We start from the raw sequence: 16423 nt of genomic DNA, 5'->3' as shown, positions 1-16423 counted from the left end.
ACGGCTAGTCCTTGCCGCGGGCGGCCACCCACTCCAGGCCCCAGCCGTAGGCGACGTCCACCGCCAGCTTGCCCCAGCGGGGCCGCCCCGGCGGGGGCGGGATGAACCGGCCCTGGCGGTGGACGACCAGCTCGCCGCCCACGTTCTCGATGAGCACCAGCACCGCGTCACGGGAGGCGTCGACGCAGTCGTTCATGTTCATCTCGACCGGCGGGGCACCCCGCGGGTAGAGCGTCGCGGTGGCGTCGACGCCGCGGAAGTCGTCGGCGCCGTCGTAGATCTCGGCGAACACCAGGATCCGGCGGAACATGTGGCTGTAGTCCAGGTTGATCATCATGGTCTCGCCTGCACTGGCGCCCGTGCGGTCGTCCTGGTCGAGCTGGATGTACGGCGGGTAGTTCAGCGCGCCGAAGTCGCCGAGGGCGTGGATGATGCCCTTGCTGCCGTCCTGCAGCTCCCACAGGGCGCACAGGTCCAGGTCGAGGTCCAGGCCGCGCCGCCGCAGCCCGAGCCTGCCCTTGGCCGCGCCGGGCCGGGCGGTCCACTGCAGGTGGACGCGCATGTTCCCGGCGGTGGCGCCCTGCTTGGTCAGCGAGACGGAGGGGGCCTCCTTGGTGAGGGAGATCTTGCTGAGGCTGACCGGCCGCGGCGGGGGCGTGGGCTGCGGCGGCGGCTGCGGGGCGGGCGGCGGCATGGTGACCGGCTGCGGCGGGGGCGGCGGCTGCGGGGGCCGCGTCATCTGCGGCGGCGGGCTCTGCGGCTGGTGCTGGGGCGTGGGAGGCGGAGGCGGCGGGGTGTCGTCGACGCTGATGCCGAAGTCGGTCGCCAGCCCGGCCAGGCCGGTGTCGTAGCCCTGGCCGACCGCGCGGAACTTCCACGCCCCCTGCCGCCGGTACAGCTCGCCGAGCACGAACGCGGTCTCGACGGTGGCGTCGGGCGGGTCGAAGCGGGCCAGCTCCGCCCCGTTCGCCGCGTCCAGCACCCGCACGTACAGGCCCTGGAACCGGCCGAACGTGCCGCCGTCGGCGGACGCGGCGATCACGATCGTCTCGATCTGCGGCTCCACCCGCCCCAGGTCCACCGCCAGCACGTCGCGGACGGTCGGGCCCTGCTGCTTGCCCTCGTGCCGGACCGCGCCGGACGGATGCGCCGGCTGGTTGTAGAACACGAAGTCGTCGTCGCCGCGCACACGGCCCCCGGCGAGCAGCAACGCGGAGGCGTCCGCGTCGGGCACGCCCGGCCCGCCCTGCCAGCCCAGCTCCACCCGCACCGACGAGGCGGGCACCGGGACGTTGGCTCCCTTTTGCATCCCCATGAAGTCAACCTAAGGCTCCGGAGGCGAGGGAATCGAGGGTTCCGTTATGGTTTCGGCTCCCCCGGCGCCATGGACGGCGGCCCCGGCGGGGTGGATCATCCTTTCCAGGATTTTCGGGACACGGACCGGAGGGACGACCGCCATGCGCTCACGGCCGCTGTACGACGTGGTCGCGCTGCTGGCCCGGCTCGGCGTCGGCATCGTGTTCCTGGCCCACGGATGGCAGAAGATCCAGGTCGGCGTCACCGCCACCGCCGACGGCTTCGCCCGCATGGACGTCCCGGCGCCGACCGCCGCCGCCATCTACGCCACGTTCACCGAACTGCTCGGCGGGCTGGCCCTCATCGCGGGGCTGGGGCTGCCGGTGGCGGGGACCCTGCTGTTCCTGGACATGGCGGGGGCGTTCGTCTTCGTGCACGGCGGCAACGGGGTGTTCCTGGTCGACCAGGGGCAGGCGCGGGGCGGTTTCGAGCTGGTGCTCGTGCTGGGGCTGGCGAGCCTGCTGTTCGCCGCGGGCGGCGGGGGGCGGCTCACGCTGGACCACCGCCTGTTCCCCCGCCGCGCCCGGGAGGCCGGGGAGCCGGAGGACTCCGAGGAGCCCTGGCCGCCGCCGGTCGAGGAGACCGCGCCCGTACCGGCCGCAGAGCCGCCGGTCGAGGAGACCGCGCCGCAGCCCCGATCCCGCAGGACCCGCCGGAAGGGGAAGGGCTCCCCCGAGGAGGGCCGGGACTCTCTCGCCGATCCCCCCGCCGATTCGGCGGCCCCACCCCGGCTGGCGGCCGACATCGTCAACGACGACGTCAGGGTGGCCGGACGCCGCAAGTCCCGTCCGCCGGAGGGCGACCACTGATCGTCGGTCGTCAGGCCATGTTCATGGTCTCCGGGTCGAACCCCAGGCGCTCCCCGGTGTCCAGCGTCGCGATCTCGGCCATGTCCTCCTCGTCCAGCTCGAAGCCGAACACGTCGATGTTCTCGGCGATCCGCGACGGCGTCACCGACTTGGGGATCACGATGCAGCCCAGCTGCAGATGCCAGCGCAGCACGATCTGCGCCGGCGTGCGCCGGTGCTTGTCGGCCAGCCGGGTCAGCACCGGGTCCTCCAGCAGTCCCTTGCCCTGCCCCAGCGGCCCCCACGACTCGGTGGCGATCCCGTGCTCGGCGTGGAACGCCCGCAGCTCGGCCTGCGCCAGCCGGGGATGCAGCTCGATCTGGTTGACCGCGGGCACGATCCCCGACTCGTCGATCACCCGCCGCAGCGTCTCCACCGTGAAGTTGGAGACCCCGATGGCCCGGACCCGACCGTCCTCGTACAGCCGCCGCAGCGCCCGCCAGGCGTCCATGTACAGGTCCCGCGCCGGCATCGGCCAGTGGATCAGGTACAGGTCCAGCACGTCGAGCCCGAGCCTGCCCATGCTCCGGTCGAACGCCGCCAGCGCCGCGTCGTACCGCTGGTCGGAGTTCCACAGCTTGGTGGTGACGAACACCTCCTCCCGCGGCAGCCCCGAGGCGCGGATCGCCTTGCCGACCTCCTCCTCGTTCCCGTAGATCGCCGCGGTGTCGATGCTCCGGTACCCCGCCTCCAGCGCGGTGCGCACCGCGCTCTCGGCCTCGCCCGGCGGCACCTGGAACACCCCGAACCCCAGTTGCGGCATCCGCACACCGTTGTTGAGAGTCACATCCGGAACGCTCATGCCCCACACCGTTACCCGGCCGGGCACCGGGTAACGCCCGAGGTCTCCGCTCAGGTCCACGCCCCGGTCGCCGCGGCCCTGGCGGCGTAGTCCTCGAAGGCCGCCGGCTCCCGGCCGAGGACCCGCCGCACCCCGTCGGCGGGCTCGGCGAGGTGCCCCTCGCGCATGTGGGCGAACATGACGTTCAGCGTGTCGGCGGCCTCCTCGGGCCAGCCCTCGGCGATCAGCTCGGCCCGGTACTGCTGCGGGGTCAGCTCCTCGAAGCGGATCGGCCGCCGCGCCGCCCGTGCGATGATCTCCACGGCCTCGGCGAACGTCAGTCCCCGCGGCCCCGACAGCTCGTAGACGTTCCCCGCGTGCCCGTCCCCGGTCAGCAGGGCCGCCGCGACCTCGGCCACGTCCCCCACGTCGACGAACGGCTCGGGGGTGTCGCCGATCGGCAGGGCGAGCCGTCCCGAGCGCAGCGGCTCCCGCCACAGGTCCTCGTCGAAGTTCTGGGCGAAGTTGTTGGGGCGGATGATCGTCCACTCGACCCCGGAGTCCCGCACGGCCTGCTCGGCGGCGGCCATGCCCTCGAAGCCTTCCCGGACCTTGTCCATGCCGCGTCCCGACAGCGCCACGAACCTGCGGACGCCCGCCTTGACCGCCCGTTCCACGAACTCGTGCACGGGACCGGGCTCCTCGGGGGCGACCAGGTAGACGGCCGTCGCGCCGGTGAGGGCGGCGTCCCAGGTGGCCGGGTCGGTCCAGTCGAACCTCGTCTCGCTGGAACGCGACGCGGCGCGGACCGTCTCCCCCGCCGCCCTCAGCCTCGCCGTCACACGCCGCCCGGTCTTCCCCGTGGCGGCCAGAACCAGGATCTCCTTCTTCGTCATGTTCATGCAGTCAACCCGCCCGGTCCGGGCCCGGACATGGCCGATCGTCCACCGGGCATGGCCGATCGTCCGCGCGCTTCCCATCGCCGCGGCGCGGGCTCGTATCGTGGCGGTGTGGACCCGTTCGACGATCTCCTGCGCAGCGTGCGCGCCGACGGGGCCGCCTTCGGCCGTTCGGTGCTGACCTCGCCGGGGGCGCTGCGCTTCACCGACGGGGCCTACATGACGCTGTGCACGCCGTTGCGCGGTGAGGGCTGGATCGTCCGCGACGGCGAGTCCCGCCGGGTCCGCCTGGGCGAGGCCGCGATCGTCCGGGGCCCCGATCCCTTCGTCTTCTCCTCCTCGCCCACGTTCACCGCCTGCCAGGACGTCCGCTGCGACGCGCCGGGGCAGGGACCCGCGACCGGTGACACCGTCCTGCTGGCCGGCGCCTACCACGTGCGGGGCCAGGCGCCCCGGCGCCTGCTGCGCGTCCTGCCGCCGGTCATCGTCGTCCCCGACGAGGACGACCACTGCGCGGCGATACGCGACTATCTCGACGCCCAGCTCACCGCCCCGCTCCCCGGCCGCCGCATCGTGCTGGACCGCTTCCTGGACTGGCTCCTGGTCTGCGCCCTGCGCGACTGGTTCGACCGTCCCGAAGCCGACCCGCCCACCTGGTACCGCGCCATGAGCGACGACGTCGTCGGCCCCGTCCTGCAGGCCATGCACAAGGCCCCCGCCGAACCCTGGACCCTGGCCTCCCTGGCCGCGGTGGCCGCCGTCTCCCGCACCACCCTGGCCCAACGCTTCACCGACCTGGTGGGCGACCCCCCGCTCGCCTACCTGACCGACTGGCGCATGACCCTGGCCGCCGACCTCCTCGCCGAGACCACCCACACGGTCGCCGCCATAGCCCGCCAGGTCGGCTACACCGACCCCTTCGCCTTCAGCCAGGCCTTCAAGCGCACCCACGGCCTCAGCCCCACCGCCTACCGCCACAAGTCCCAGCCCTAACCGAGCACCCACACCGCATGCCCCGTTCCTGGCCGCCACATGACGAGCGGGGAGCCGGCACGATGCCGGCTCCCCGCGGAGAACGGTGCCCGCTACGACACGGGGCCGTGACCGGTCAGCTGCAGCCGCTGGTGGAGCCGCAGCCTTCGCAGACGTAGCAGCTGCCCGCCGGGCGCATCTTGGTGCCGCAGGTCATGCACAGGGGCGCGTCGTCGGCGGTGCGGCCCTGGTGGCTCTCGATGACCGACAGGCCGCCGGAGGGCTGCTCGGGCTGCGGGCGCGGGGCCGGCTTGGCGATCTCGGCGGTCTGCGCCAGGGTCTCCCGGGCGACCTCCGCCTCGGCGTGCAGGGTGGCGGGGTCCTCGCCGTTGGCCTGCATGGCGCGTTCCTCGGCGGTGAAGATGCCGAGTTCGGCGCGGCGCTCGTACGGCAGGTGGTCCAGGGCCAGCCGGCGGAAGATGTAGTCCATCACCGAGGTGGCCATCCGGATGTCCGGGTCGTCGGTCATCCCGGCCGGCTCGAACCGCATGTTGGTGAACTTCTCCACCCACGTCTCCAGCGGCACCCCGTACTGCAGGCTGATGGAGATCGCCATGGAGAAGGCGTCCATCACGCCGGCCAGGGTCGAGCCCTGCTTGCCGAGCTTGAGGAACACCTCGCCCAGGCCGTCGTCGGGGTAGGAGGAGGCGGTCATGTAGCCCTCGGCCCCGGCCACCGAGAACCGGGTGACCGTCGCCGGACGCTGCTTGGGCAGCCGCTTGCGGACCGGGCGGGCCGGCACCGGGGCGGGCGCCGCGGCGGGCTCGGCCTTGGCCTCCTCCTTCTTCTTGGCGACCGACAGCGGCTGGCCCACCTTGCAGTTGTCCCGGTAGATCGCCAGCGCCTTGAGGCCCATCTTCCAGCCCTCGAAGTACACCCTCTCGATGTCCTCGACGGTGGCCTGCTCGGGCATGTTGACGGTCTTGGAGATGGCGCCGGACAGGAACGGCTGGACCGCGGCCATCATCCGCACGTGGCCCATCGGGCTGATCGCCCGCTCGCCCATCGCGCAGTCGAACACCTCGTAGTGCTCGGGGCGCAGGCCGGGCGCGTTCACCACGTGGCCGTGCTCGGCGATGTACTCGACGATCGCCTCCACCTGCTCGGTCTGGTAGCCCAGCTTGCGCAGCGCCCGCGGGACGGTGTGGTTGACGATCTCCATCGACCCGCCGCCGACCAGCTTCTTGAACTTCTTCAGGGCCAGGTCGGGCTCGATGCCGGTGGTGTCGCAGTCCATCATCAGGCCGATGGTCCCGGTGGGCGCCAGCAGCGAGGCCTGCGCGTTGCGGTAGCCGTTCTTCTCGCCGAGGGTGAGGCACTCGGCCCACTGCCTGGTGGCCGCGGCGTGGACGGCCCTGTCCATCTCGTCGAGGGTGCGGATGTCGTCGTTGGCGGCGGCGTGCTTGCGCATCACCCGCTTGTGCGCCTCGGCGTTGCGCGCGTACCCCTCGTACGGGCCGACGATGGCGGCCAGCTCGGCGGAGCGGCGGTAGGCGGTGCCGGTCATCAGCGAGGTGATCGCCGCGGCCAGCGAGCGCCCGCCCTCGGAGTCGTAGGCGTGCCCGGTGGCCATCAGCAGCGCGCCCAGGTTGGCGTACCCGATGCCGAGCTGCCGGTACGCCCGGGTGGTCTCGGCGATCTTCTCGGTCGGGAAGTCGGCGAAGGTGATCGAGATGTCCATCGCGGTGATGATCAGCTCGGTCAGCTTCGTGAACCGTTCCACGTCGAAGGTGTTGTCCTCGCGCAGGAACTTCAGCAGGTTGATCGACGCCAGGTTGCACGAGGAGTTGTCCAGGCTCATGTACTCCGAGCAGGGGTTGCTCGCGGTGATGCGCCCGGTCTCGGGGTTGGTGTGCCAGTCGTTGATGGTGTCGTCGTACTGGATGCCCGGGTCGGCGCACTCCCAGGCGGCCTGGGCCATCGCGCGGAACAGGTCGCGGGCCTTGACGGTCTCGATGACCTCGCCGGTGAGCCGGGCGCGCAGGCCGAACTCCTCGTCGTTCTCCACCGCGCGCATGAACTCGTCGGAGACCCGGACGGAGTTGTTGGCGTTCTGGTACTGGACGCTGGTGATGTCCTTGCCGCCCAGGTCCATGTCGAAGCCGGCGTCCCGCAGCGCGCGGATCTTGTCCTCCTCGCGCGCCTTGGTCCAGATGAACTCCTCGATGTCGGGGTGGTCGACGTCCAGCACGACCATCTTGGCGGCCCGCCGGGTGGCCCCGCCCGACTTGATGGTGCCCGCCGAGGCGTCCGCCCCGCGCATGAACGACACCGGCCCGCTGGCGGTCCCCCCGGACGACAGCAGCTCCTTGCTGGAACGGATCCGCGACAGGTTCAGCCCCGCCCCGGAGCCGCCCTTGAAGATGATCCCCTCCTCCTTGTACCAGTCGAGGATCGACTCCATCGTGTCGTCCACCGACAGGATGAAGCAGTTGTGCACGCGGAGGTTCCCGGCGAGGAACTCGCCGCTCTCGGTCTGGATGTCGTAGACCTCCATGGGACCGAGGTGCTCGATGCGGGCGATCTCCAGTCGCTTGGTCGGGTACGCGCCCCGGCCGGCCTTCTCGAAGCTCCGGTGCAGCTTCTCGGCCTTGACCGGGTCGATGAAGCCGATCTCGTCGGCGAAGATCCGGCGGTCCCCGGCGACCTGGATGCGCAGCGTCCAGCAGCCCTGGCGGTCGGCGCGCGCGTCCTTCTTGAAGCCCACCCGGGAGTAGATCCCGAAGCGCAGCAGCAGCCGCTGGATGCCGCGGATCAGCTCCTCGGACACCATGTCGACCTCGACGACCGTGGAGCGCTCGCGTTCGGACACGAAGCCCTCGGCCTGGAAGATGCTGCGCAGGTAGGCGGCGACCACGGGCAGCGGCGCCGTGTACAGGCGCTCGGGGACGGTCATGTCCGCGCCGCGGGCGCGCAGGCCCCACGCGTCGACGAACTCCGCGAGCCCGGTCCCGTACAGGCGGATGCGGCGGCAGTCCAGCTCGGTGTCCTGGGTCTGGACGGTGCGCTCGTGCCGGTGGACACCGGGGAAGACCACGTTCAGCTGGCGGATGACCCAGTCGCGCTCGGCGTCGGTCACCGTCATCGCCTCGATGGTCAGCGAACGGTTGGTGCCGTGCTCGTACTGCCCGACGAAGCCGTCGGACTGCAGCCAGCCGGCCAGCGCCGCCTCGGCGATCTCCCGGGAGGTGATCTCGGCCTCGCCGTAGGAGTCGCGGCGGTGCCACTCCAGCATGTCGCCGACCCGCAGCTGGCCCGCCTCGACGAACGCGCCGGTGCCCTCACCCGTGGCGCGCCAGACCAGATGGTCGGGGGTGACGTCCAGGGTGTAACCGGCCTTGGTGTGGATGCGCAGGACGTCCTTCACCCCGTTGGCCTTGGTGGCGACGATCCTGGTGATGCCGTGCGCGTCGTACACCTTGGTGCCGACGGCGTCGTCCTCGACGAGCCTCCCGATCGGGATCAGGCCGGCGGGCGTGCTGACCAGCGCGTCGTAAGGAAGGCACGCCGAGACCTGCTGCGGGGACTTGGTGCCCACGTTGAACCAGACGGGGGAGTTGAAGCTGAAGATCTGGTGGATCAGGGCGTGCTTGAGCTCGTGGTCGAAGATCTCGGCGTCCTCGTCGGAGGCGAAGTAGCCGTGCGCCCTGCCGGTCTCGGTGTAGACGCCGACGACCCGGTCGACCAGCTGCTTGAGGCTCCACTCGCGCTGGGGGGTGCCGACGGCGCCGCGGAAGTACTTGGAGGTCACGATGTTGACCGCGTTCACCGACCAGAAGTCGGGGAACTCCACGCCGCGCTGCTCGAAGTTGACCGAGCCGTCCCGCCAGTTCGTCATGACGACGTCCCGGCGCTCCCAGGTGACCTGGTCGTACGGATGCACTCCCGGCGTGGTGAAGACCCGCCCGATCTTCAGCCCCTTGCGGCCCTTGCCGCGTCGGGATGCCGAGCCGCTCACCGTTTCGGTCATGACTCTCCCCCTTCGGGACCGTTTCCGGCCCTGTAACAGGAACAACGATGCCCCGCGGCCGGATCGTCCACCGGCCGGGATGTTTTCAGTCGTCGCGCTGCGCCCGGGCCGACTCGGCGGCGGCGCGCAGCGATCGGATCTCCCTTTCGAAGTCCTCCAGCGACTCGAACCCCCGGTAGACGGAGGCGAATCGCAGGTAGGCGACCTCGTCGAGCTCGCGGAGCGGCCCGAGGATGGCCAGGCCCACCTCATGGGAGGCGATCTCGGCGACCCCGGTGGCCCGGATCGCCTCCTCCACCCGGTGCCCCAGCTTGGCCAGCGCGTCCTCATCGACCGGGCGGCCCTGGCAGGCGCGCCGGACCCCGGCGATGATCTTGTCTCGGGAGAACGGCTCGGTGACCCCGCTGCGCTTGGCCACCATCAGCAGTACGGTCTCCTGCGTCGTGAACCGCCTGCCGCACTGGGGGCAGGAGCGGCGGCGCCGGATCGCCGCGCCGTCCTCGGTGGAACGGCTGTCGATCACCCGGCTGTCGGGGTGCCGGCAGAACGGGCAGTGCACGTCTCTCGACCTCCCCTGACAGACCGCCACAAGACCACAACCTGTGGAAAATCACATCGGTGTAACTACTAGATGTTGTGGTCAACCGTAGGGGCCGTCAGAGGCCAGTGCAAGCCGGAACGATCGCCTCGCCCGTAGAGCCTTGTCACATGGGGCGCACCGGCCCCGTCTCGGCGTGTCGCCTTCCGCGTCCGGTCACCCGGCCGGTATCCGCAGCGCCTGCCCCGGCCGCACCGCCGCATCGCCCAGATCGTTGGCCTCGATGATCCGCCGCACGGTCGCGTGCGGGTCGCGCCCCGGCCGCGCCCGGCTGGCGATGGTCCACAACGTGTCCCCGGACTCCACGACCACCCACGCGTCCTGCCGCGGCGCCGCGTCGCTCCGGGCCCCGCTCGCCATCCCGAGCCAGAACGCCCCCGCCATCAGCCCCGCCACGCCGAGGCTCACCACGACCTTCCCCCGCCGGGTGAGCCGCACCGGCGGCTCGTCCGACACCGTCCGCCGCCTCTCGGCTCCCCGGGCCCGGATCTCGCCCGAACGCCCGGCAGCCGCACCGGAAGCACGCCGCCCGGGCATGCCCGCCGCGACCTCGCACCCGGGGCCACCGCTCCCCGGCACATCCACCCGGCGGCCCGCCGCTGTCTCACCCCTGGTGAGGCCGCGACCAGATGCGCCCGCACCGCGTTCCGACGCCGCATCACGTCGCAGGCCGTCCTTTCCAGGGACGCCCACGCGGTGTTCTCGCGCCGCCTCGCGCCCAGGGCCCGCGTCCGTCCGGCGGTCCGGTCTCGCCTCACGCCTGGAGGCATCCCGGCCGGGAGAGCCCGCGGCACGCCCAGGGCCGTCGACCCTCCTGGGGCGTTCCGGTGTCGTGTCGTGCGGGCGGGTGCGGGGCGCGGGAGGGCTTGCGGGGCGGCGGGAGGCGGCCGGGGTCTCGGGGGCGGTGCGTCCGCCGGGGATGAGGGTGAGGTGCTTGCGGGTGCGAATCGGGCGGCTGGTGGGCGGGGTCCGGGGCAGGCTCGCCATGCGTGGCCTCCGATCGAGGGATTCGAATGTCAGTTCGATCGAACGGATGTACGATTTCTATCGCAGGGTGCCGGAGGAGGCGAGGGGAACACGCCGGGTTTCTTCGAACAATTGTTTGATCATCAGCGGGATCCGCGCTAACGTGCCTGCCAGGAGCGAGGATCCCGTACGGGTGGCGTGCCGGCAGGCGGTCACGCCCGGCGCCCAGGAGGCGGTCAGAGCGATGAGCAAGGTCCGGGAGATGCCCGACGGGCCGATGGACGAGAGCGGTCTCACCCCGCGCCAGCGGATGGTGCTCGAGGTGATCCGGGACTCGGTGCAGCGGCGCGGCTATCCCCCCTCGATGCGGGAGATCGGCGAGGCCGTCGGGCTGACCAGCACCTCCAGCGTGTCCCACCAGTTGCGGACCCTGCAGCGCAAGGGCTTCCTGCGGCGCGATCCCAACCGCCCGCGCGCCGTGGAGGTCCGGATGCCCGGCTCGGTGCCGGTCCGCTCCGAGGGCGCCGCCCCGCAGTCCTTCGAGGGCTCGGCCGGCCAGGAGTCGGTCCCCGCCCCCGCCCTGGTCCCGCTGGTCGGCCGGATCGCCGCCGGCGGCCCGATCCTGGCCGAGGAGACCGTCGAGGACGTGTTCGCCCTGCCCCGGCAACTGGTCGGCGAGGGCACCCACTTCCTGCTCAAGGTCTCCGGCGACTCGATGATCGACGCCGCCATCGCCGACGGCGACTGGGTGGTCGTCCGCCAGCAGCCGGTCGCCGAGAACGGCGACATCGTCGCCGCCATGATCGACGGCGAGGCCACCGTCAAGACCTTCAAGCGCAAGGACGGCCACGTCTGGCTGATGCCGCAGAACGCCGCCTACGACCCCATCCCCGGCGACGAGGCCTCCGTCCTGGGCCGCGTGGTCGCCGTCCTCCGCAAGGTCTGACCCGCGCCCGCCCGGCTGCCCGCGCGGCGGAGCCTCACCCTGCCTCCGGGGAACGCGCCGACCGGACCCATGACGGCCGCGGCCGTTCCCCGCGAGCGCAGGCCAGGCACGGCCCGCGCCGAGACCGCCGCCTGCCTTGACCGACCGTGGCCCGTTCGCGAACGCAGACCGCCCGTCCGGCGGTGCCGAGACACGCCGGGGCAGGTCCCGCAGGAGCGCACAGCACCACACGCCCGCCGTGCCCCACGGCGGTGGCGGGGCATGGCGGGCGTGTGGTGGTCGGGAGGCGTCCCGCCCGCGGGGACGGGCGGGTCGAGGATCACGGGGCGGGCGGGGACTCCCAGGCCCTCAGGTAGGCCTCGGCGGCCCAGGCCAGGTCGTTGACGATCTCGGGCCCGGCGATGACGCGCATGTCCTCGATCCAGTCGGGGACCAGGCCGTAGTTGGCGACGCCGTCCACGTTGACGTCCCAGGTGCGTTCGCCGGTGCGCAGGCGGTCCAGCGTCACGCTGCCGTCATGGCTCTGGAACGGGTAGCGGACGGGGTTGGCCGAGTTGTTCGCGCGCGGGGCCGGGAGGGGGCCCAGGCCGTTGGCGTCCATGCCGTAGCCGTAGCCGAACAGGCGGGACGGGTCGCGGACGGCCTTGGCGCCGCGCCAGTCCTGCACGAATTTCTCCGAGGAATGGCCGTAGGACGCGACCATGCCGCCCAGGCGGTAAATGCGCGGGTAGAAGTTGCGGTCGGTCCAGCTGTGGGAGGAGATGACCCGGGGATAACCGGCCTGTTCGAGGATGTCGAGGGTGCGGGAGGCCGCGCGCACGCTCATGTGGTCGATCTCGATCCACATGTCGCGCCGCATCATGCCGCGGACCATGTGCTCGCCCAGTGCGGTCAGCCCCAGTTTGTTGCAGTGCGGCGCGGGCGGATAGAGGGGGAAGGCGCCGCCGGGGTCGATCCAGCTCAGTTCCTTGGGGAGGGTGCCGCCGGCGACGGTGTTGTCGTGCTCGGCGGTGGTGCAGGTCTCGGCCTGCCAGAACCTGCCGGTGCCGATCTTGTTGCCGGCGTTGATGATGAGTCCCTGGGTGCCTCCGTCGAAGCGCACGCCGCACAGGGCGTTGTCGAACTTGTGGCACAGGAACATGCTGCGCACGCCGAGCGAGTGCATTTCGTCAAGGCCCCGGTCGATGTCGGCCTTCGTGCATCCGGGAACGCCGTTCACGACGCGGCAGCCGAACGGTTCGGAGGTCTCCACGCCGAGCACCATCGCGAGCTTGCCCTGCGCGATCACCTGGCGGGCCTCCTCGGGGGAGCGGACGATCCGCAGCCAGCCCTTTCCGGGGCCGCCGTGCAGCGAGTCGATATGGGCCTGGAGTTCGTTGGCGCGGCGCACCTGCAGCCGGATGCCGGCCATCTCGTCGCAGGAGGTGCGCTTGAGCGGGTACACGTCGCAGATCTGCCGGTTGGCGACCATGTGGTTGACCAGGATGCGCTGGCCGCCGCGCCACGCCCGTTCGACCCACTCGTGGTAGGCGGTCTGGTGGGTCAGGGAGTTCCAGGCGGGCCAGTCCTTGAACGTGGGCCAGCCCCGGGGGTCGTGGGTGCCGATCGGCGAACCGTTCTTCAGGAAGTTCTCGAAGAACGCCAGCGCGCCGTTCGGGTGATGGTCGATGCAGTCCCGCAGGGCGTCCTCGATGCCGTCCGGATCGAACGGCTTGCCGCACAGCAGCATCCCGCCGAACGACTCGTGGGAGTGCAGATGGCTGTGCGCGTCGAGGAACCCGCGCACCGCCCCGGGGCCGCCCTGTGCGGCGGACGGCCGGGGCGCGGCGACCTCGGCCGCGACGACGAGGGAGAACAGCAGGAGCAACGCGGCCCCGAGCCGGGCCGCCATCGAGCGGGGAACGGGCATGCTCACCTCCGCAGGCTTATGCCGCGATGGTGACCCCGCTCACACCGTTCACCCCATGGCCGCCGGGGACAATGATCGTCCTCGGCGTTGGCCGCCACGGCCACCGAGCCCCGCGCCGGGGGGCCGGAGCGGCGTCCTCCGGCCGGGAGAACGCCCGTCCGGCACGGCCGGTCGGCCCGTGACGCCCGCGGGCCCGCCGTGCCGCACGGCGGGCCCGCGGACTCGCCCCGGTCAGGCCGGGACGATGTTGACGATCTTGGGGGCGCGGACGATGACCTTGCGGACGCCCGCGCCGCCCAGCGCCGCCTGCACCTTGTCGGAGGCCAGCGCCAGCCGTTCCAGCTCGTCGGCCGCGATGCCCGGGGACACCTCCAGCCGGTCGCGGACCTTGCCGGCGACCTGGACCACGCAGGTGACCCGGTCCTCCACCAGCAGGGACGGGTCGGCCGACGGCCAGCCCGCGCGGATCACCGGGGCCTGGCGGCCCAGCGCCTCCCACGCCTCCTCGGCGGTGTAGGGGGCGAACAGCGACAGCAGGATCGCGATGGTCTCGGCGGCCTCCCGCACGGCCGGGTCGGCGGCGCCGGGGCCGGAGTCGATGGCCTTGCGGGTGGCCGAGACCAGTTCCATGATCCGGGCGATGGCGACGTTGAAGCGCTGCGCCTCGACCATGGCGGTGGCCTCGTCGATGACCCGGTGGGTGACCCGGCGCAGGGCCGTGTCACCGGTCGCCGGGTCCGCGCCGACCGGGGCGGCGGTCTCGGCGGCGATGCGGTGCACCCGGGCCAGGAACTTGCTCATCCCGTGCGGGGACACGTCGGCCCAGTCGATGTCGTCCTCGGGCGGCCCGGAGAACAGCATCGCCAGCCGCACCACGTCCACGCCGAACTCGGCGATCTGGTCGCCCAGGTCGACCAGGTTGCCGGTGGACTTGGACATCGCCTTGCCGTTCAGGATCACCTGGCCCTGGTTCAGCAGCCGGGTGAACGGCTCGGTGAAGTCGATCATCCCCATGTCGTACAGCACCTTGGTGAAGAACCGGCTGTACAGCAGGTGCAGGATGGCGTGCTCGACGCCGCCGGTGTACTGGTCGACCGGCATCCACTTGCGGACCTGCTCGACGTCGAACGGCCCGTCGGTGTAGCCCGGCGAGCAGTACCGGAAGTAGTACCAGGACGAGTCGACGAAGGTGTCCATGGTGTCGGAGTCGCGCTTGGCGGCGCCGCCGCACTTGGGGCAGGAGGTGTTGACCCAGTCCTCGGCGGCGGCCAGCGGCGAGGTGCCCTTGGGCGCCAGGTCGGCGCCGCGCAGGTCGGGCAGCCGCACCGGCAGGTCCTCGTCGGGGACGGGGACCTCGCCGCAGGACTCGCAGTGCACGATCGGGATCGGGCAGCCCCAGAACCGCTGCCGGGACACCAGCCAGTCGCGCAGCCGGTAGTTGACCGAGGCCTTCCCCAGGCCCTTGGCCTCCAGGATCTCGATGGCCCTGGCGATGGCGTCGGCCTTGCTCAGCCCGTCCAGCGGGCCGGAGTTGACCAGGCGGCCGTCGCCGACGGTGGCGACGCCGGTCTCGGCCGGGTCCGCCTCGCCGGTGTCGACCACGACCCGCACCGGCAGCCCGAACCTGCGGGCGAAGTCCAGGTCGCGCTGGTCGTGCGCGGGCACCGCCATGATCGCGCCGTGCCCGTACTCGGCCAGCACGTAGTCCGAGGCCCACACCGGGATGCGCTCGCCGTTCAGCGGGTTGACCGCGTACCGGCCCAGGAAGACGCCGGTCTTCTCGCGCTCGGTGGACAGCCGGTCGATCTCGCTCTCACGGGAGACCTGCTCGCGGTAGGCCTCGAACTCGGCGCGCTGCTCGGGCGCGCAGATCTCGGCGGCCAGCGGCGCGTCCGCGGCGACCACGAAGAACGTCGCCCCGTACAGGGTGTCGGGCCGGGTGGTGAAGACGGTGACCGGCTCGTCGCGCCCCTCGATGGTGAACTGCACGTCGGCGCCGGTGGACCGGCCGATCCAGTTGCGCTGCATCAGCAGCACCCGGTCCGGCCACTTGCCCTCCAGCTGCCGCATGTCGTCCAGCAGCCGGTCGGCGTACTCGGTGATGCGGAAGTACCACTGGGTCAGCACGCGCCGCTCGACCAAGGCGCCGCAGCGCTCGCAGTGCCCGCCGACGACCTGCTCGTTGGCCAGCACGGTCTGGTCGTTGGGGCACCAGTTGACCTGGCCGCCCTTACGGTAGGCCAGACCCCGCTCGTAGAAGCGCAGGAACAGCCACTGCGTCCACTTGTAGTACTCGGGGTCGGAGGTGTGCAGCCGCCGCGACCAGTCGAACGACGGGGCGTAGCGGTGGAACGAGGCCGCCTGGGTCTCGATGTTGGCGTACGTCCACGTCGCCGGGTGCTCGTTGCGCTTGATGGCGGCGTTCTCGGCGGGCAGGCCGAAGGAGTCCCAGCCGATCGGGTGCAGCACGTTGTAGCCGCGCTGGAACCAGTAGCGGGCCGGCACGTCGCCGATGGCGAACGCCTCGGCGTGCCCCATGTGCAGGTCGCCGGAGGGGTAGGGGAACATGTCGAGCGCATAGCGCCGCTCGCGGGGGTCGTCGGCCGACTCCTCGGCGCGGTACGGGTCCATCTCCGCCCAGCGGGCCTGCCACTTGTCCTGCACCGCCCGCGGGTCGTAGGAGTCGGGGGCCGTGACCCCGCCCCCCGACGCGTCGCGGGTGCTCTCGTCGGTGCTCACGTTCACCAACTCCGGTCTTCAGATACGGACGTACGAGGGTCGTACAGACTGCCTGGGAATCGTCGCCGGCCGGGCCTCTTACATGACAAGACCCCTCGCACAGGAGGGGTCGCCGCGCAGACTCGGAAGGTCAGCGCGGCGGGCCGAGAAGCAGGCGCGCTCGCATATCAACAAGGGTAGCGCAGCGGCAAGCGGGACGCCCAAGGGTCGCCCGAGGGGCGTCCGCGGCGGCCCCGGTTGTGCCGCCGTCGCGCCCCGCGCGGGGCGCGCGGGGCGCCGCGCACAAGGGCGGACCGGGAGGTGACCCGGGTCACCCATAAGGGATTACTTGCGGGTAGCGTCGATATCGCCTGGTAGGCCAGGATGTTCCCCACCAATC

11 protein-coding genes are annotated in these 16423 nt (G+C 71.8%); 3 read left to right on the top strand and 8 right to left on the bottom strand.

Annotated elements, in window-relative coordinates:
• Positions 1-4: 4 nt before the first annotated feature.
• Positions 5-1315: a TerD family protein gene (locus tag HNR21_RS16095; protein WP_182705854.1), complete on the bottom strand. Its 1311-nt coding sequence runs from the start codon at positions 1313-1315 to the stop codon at positions 5-7.
• A gap of 142 nt (positions 1316-1457) precedes the next feature.
• Between HNR21_RS16095 and HNR21_RS36380 the strand changes: the two genes are divergently transcribed.
• A complete protein-coding gene (locus HNR21_RS36380) occupies positions 1458-2165 on the top strand; it encodes a DoxX family protein (protein WP_182705853.1) in 708 nt (235 codons plus the stop codon).
• 10 nt (positions 2166-2175) lie between these two features.
• Here the strand turns inward: HNR21_RS36380 and HNR21_RS16085 are convergent, their stop codons facing one another.
• Together HNR21_RS16085 and HNR21_RS16080 are read right to left on the bottom strand one after the other, a co-directional pair.
• Positions 2176-3006: an aldo/keto reductase gene (locus tag HNR21_RS16085; RefSeq protein ID WP_182705852.1), complete on the bottom strand. Its 831-nt coding sequence runs from the start codon at positions 3004-3006 to the stop codon at positions 2176-2178.
• A 50-nt stretch (positions 3007-3056) separates the two neighbouring features.
• The gene (locus HNR21_RS16080; protein WP_182705851.1) at positions 3057-3887 is read right to left on the bottom strand and encodes an NAD(P)H-binding protein; all 831 of its coding nucleotides are present in this window, start codon (positions 3885-3887) and stop codon (positions 3057-3059) included.
• Positions 3888-3995: 108 nt separating this feature from the next.
• Between HNR21_RS16080 and HNR21_RS16075 the strand changes: the two genes are divergently transcribed.
• Positions 3996-4877, top strand: coding sequence for an AraC family transcriptional regulator (locus HNR21_RS16075; RefSeq protein WP_182705850.1), 882 nt, complete (start codon positions 3996-3998; stop codon positions 4875-4877).
• Between the two features lie 115 nt (positions 4878-4992).
• Here HNR21_RS16075 and HNR21_RS16070 read toward each other — a convergent pair whose 3' ends face one another.
• From HNR21_RS16070 to HNR21_RS16060, 3 genes are all read right to left on the bottom strand, one after another.
• Entirely contained in the window at positions 4993-8886 is a 3894-nt protein-coding gene (locus HNR21_RS16070) for a vitamin B12-dependent ribonucleotide reductase (RefSeq protein ID WP_182705849.1), read from the bottom strand.
• A gap of 85 nt (positions 8887-8971) precedes the next feature.
• Complete coding sequence (gene nrdR / locus HNR21_RS16065; protein WP_182705848.1) at positions 8972-9445, bottom strand: transcriptional regulator NrdR; 474 nt, start codon at positions 9443-9445, stop codon at positions 8972-8974.
• Between the two features lie 195 nt (positions 9446-9640).
• Positions 9641-9940: a LysM peptidoglycan-binding domain-containing protein gene (locus tag HNR21_RS16060; RefSeq protein ID WP_182705847.1), complete on the bottom strand. Its 300-nt coding sequence runs from the start codon at positions 9938-9940 to the stop codon at positions 9641-9643.
• Between the two features lie 754 nt (positions 9941-10694).
• Between HNR21_RS16060 and lexA the strand changes: the two genes are divergently transcribed.
• Positions 10695-11396 (top strand): transcriptional repressor LexA, encoded by a 702-nt coding sequence (lexA, locus tag HNR21_RS16055; protein ID WP_119731722.1) that lies wholly within the window; start codon positions 10695-10697, stop codon positions 11394-11396.
• 319 nt (positions 11397-11715) lie between these two features.
• Here lexA and HNR21_RS16050 read toward each other — a convergent pair whose 3' ends face one another.
• On the bottom strand, positions 11716-13305 hold the full coding sequence (locus tag HNR21_RS16050; protein ID WP_220500182.1) for an amidohydrolase family protein: 1590 nt from the start codon (positions 13303-13305) through the stop codon (positions 11716-11718).
• A 231-nt stretch (positions 13306-13536) separates the two neighbouring features.
• A complete protein-coding gene (gene leuS, locus HNR21_RS16045) occupies positions 13537-16044 on the bottom strand; it encodes a leucine--tRNA ligase (protein ID WP_182705846.1) in 2508 nt (835 codons plus the stop codon).
• Between the last annotated feature and the right edge of the window lie 379 nt (positions 16045-16423).

It is taken from the genome of Thermomonospora cellulosilytica (genome assembly GCF_014138835.1).
In the GTDB taxonomy this organism is placed as follows: Bacteria; Actinomycetota; Actinomycetes; order Streptosporangiales; family Streptosporangiaceae; genus Thermomonospora; species Thermomonospora amylolytica.
Note: the sequence above shows the minus strand (reverse complement) of the source record. Positions and strands in the feature narration are given on the sequence as shown.

Bases quoted from the DNA above. Each gene is read 5' to 3' on its own strand.
- HNR21_RS16095 (WP_182705854.1), bottom strand. From the start codon at position 1,315: ATGGGGATGCAAAAGGGAGCCAACGTCCCGGTGCCCGCCTCGTCGGTG.
- HNR21_RS36380 (WP_182705853.1), top strand. From the start codon at position 1,458: ATGCGCTCACGGCCGCTGTACGACGTGGTCGCGCTGCTGGCCCGGCTC.
- HNR21_RS16085 (WP_182705852.1), bottom strand. From the start codon at position 3,006: ATGAGCGTTCCGGATGTGACTCTCAACAACGGTGTGCGGATGCCGCAA.
- HNR21_RS16080 (WP_182705851.1), bottom strand. From the start codon at position 3,887: ATGAACATGACGAAGAAGGAGATCCTGGTTCTGGCCGCCACGGGGAAG.
- HNR21_RS16070 (WP_182705849.1), bottom strand. From the start codon at position 8,886: ATGACCGAAACGGTGAGCGGCTCGGCATCCCGACGCGGCAAGGGCCGC.
- lexA (WP_119731722.1), top strand. From the start codon at position 10,695: ATGAGCAAGGTCCGGGAGATGCCCGACGGGCCGATGGACGAGAGCGGT.
- HNR21_RS16050 (WP_220500182.1), bottom strand. From the start codon at position 13,305: ATGCCCGTTCCCCGCTCGATGGCGGCCCGGCTCGGGGCCGCGTTGCTC.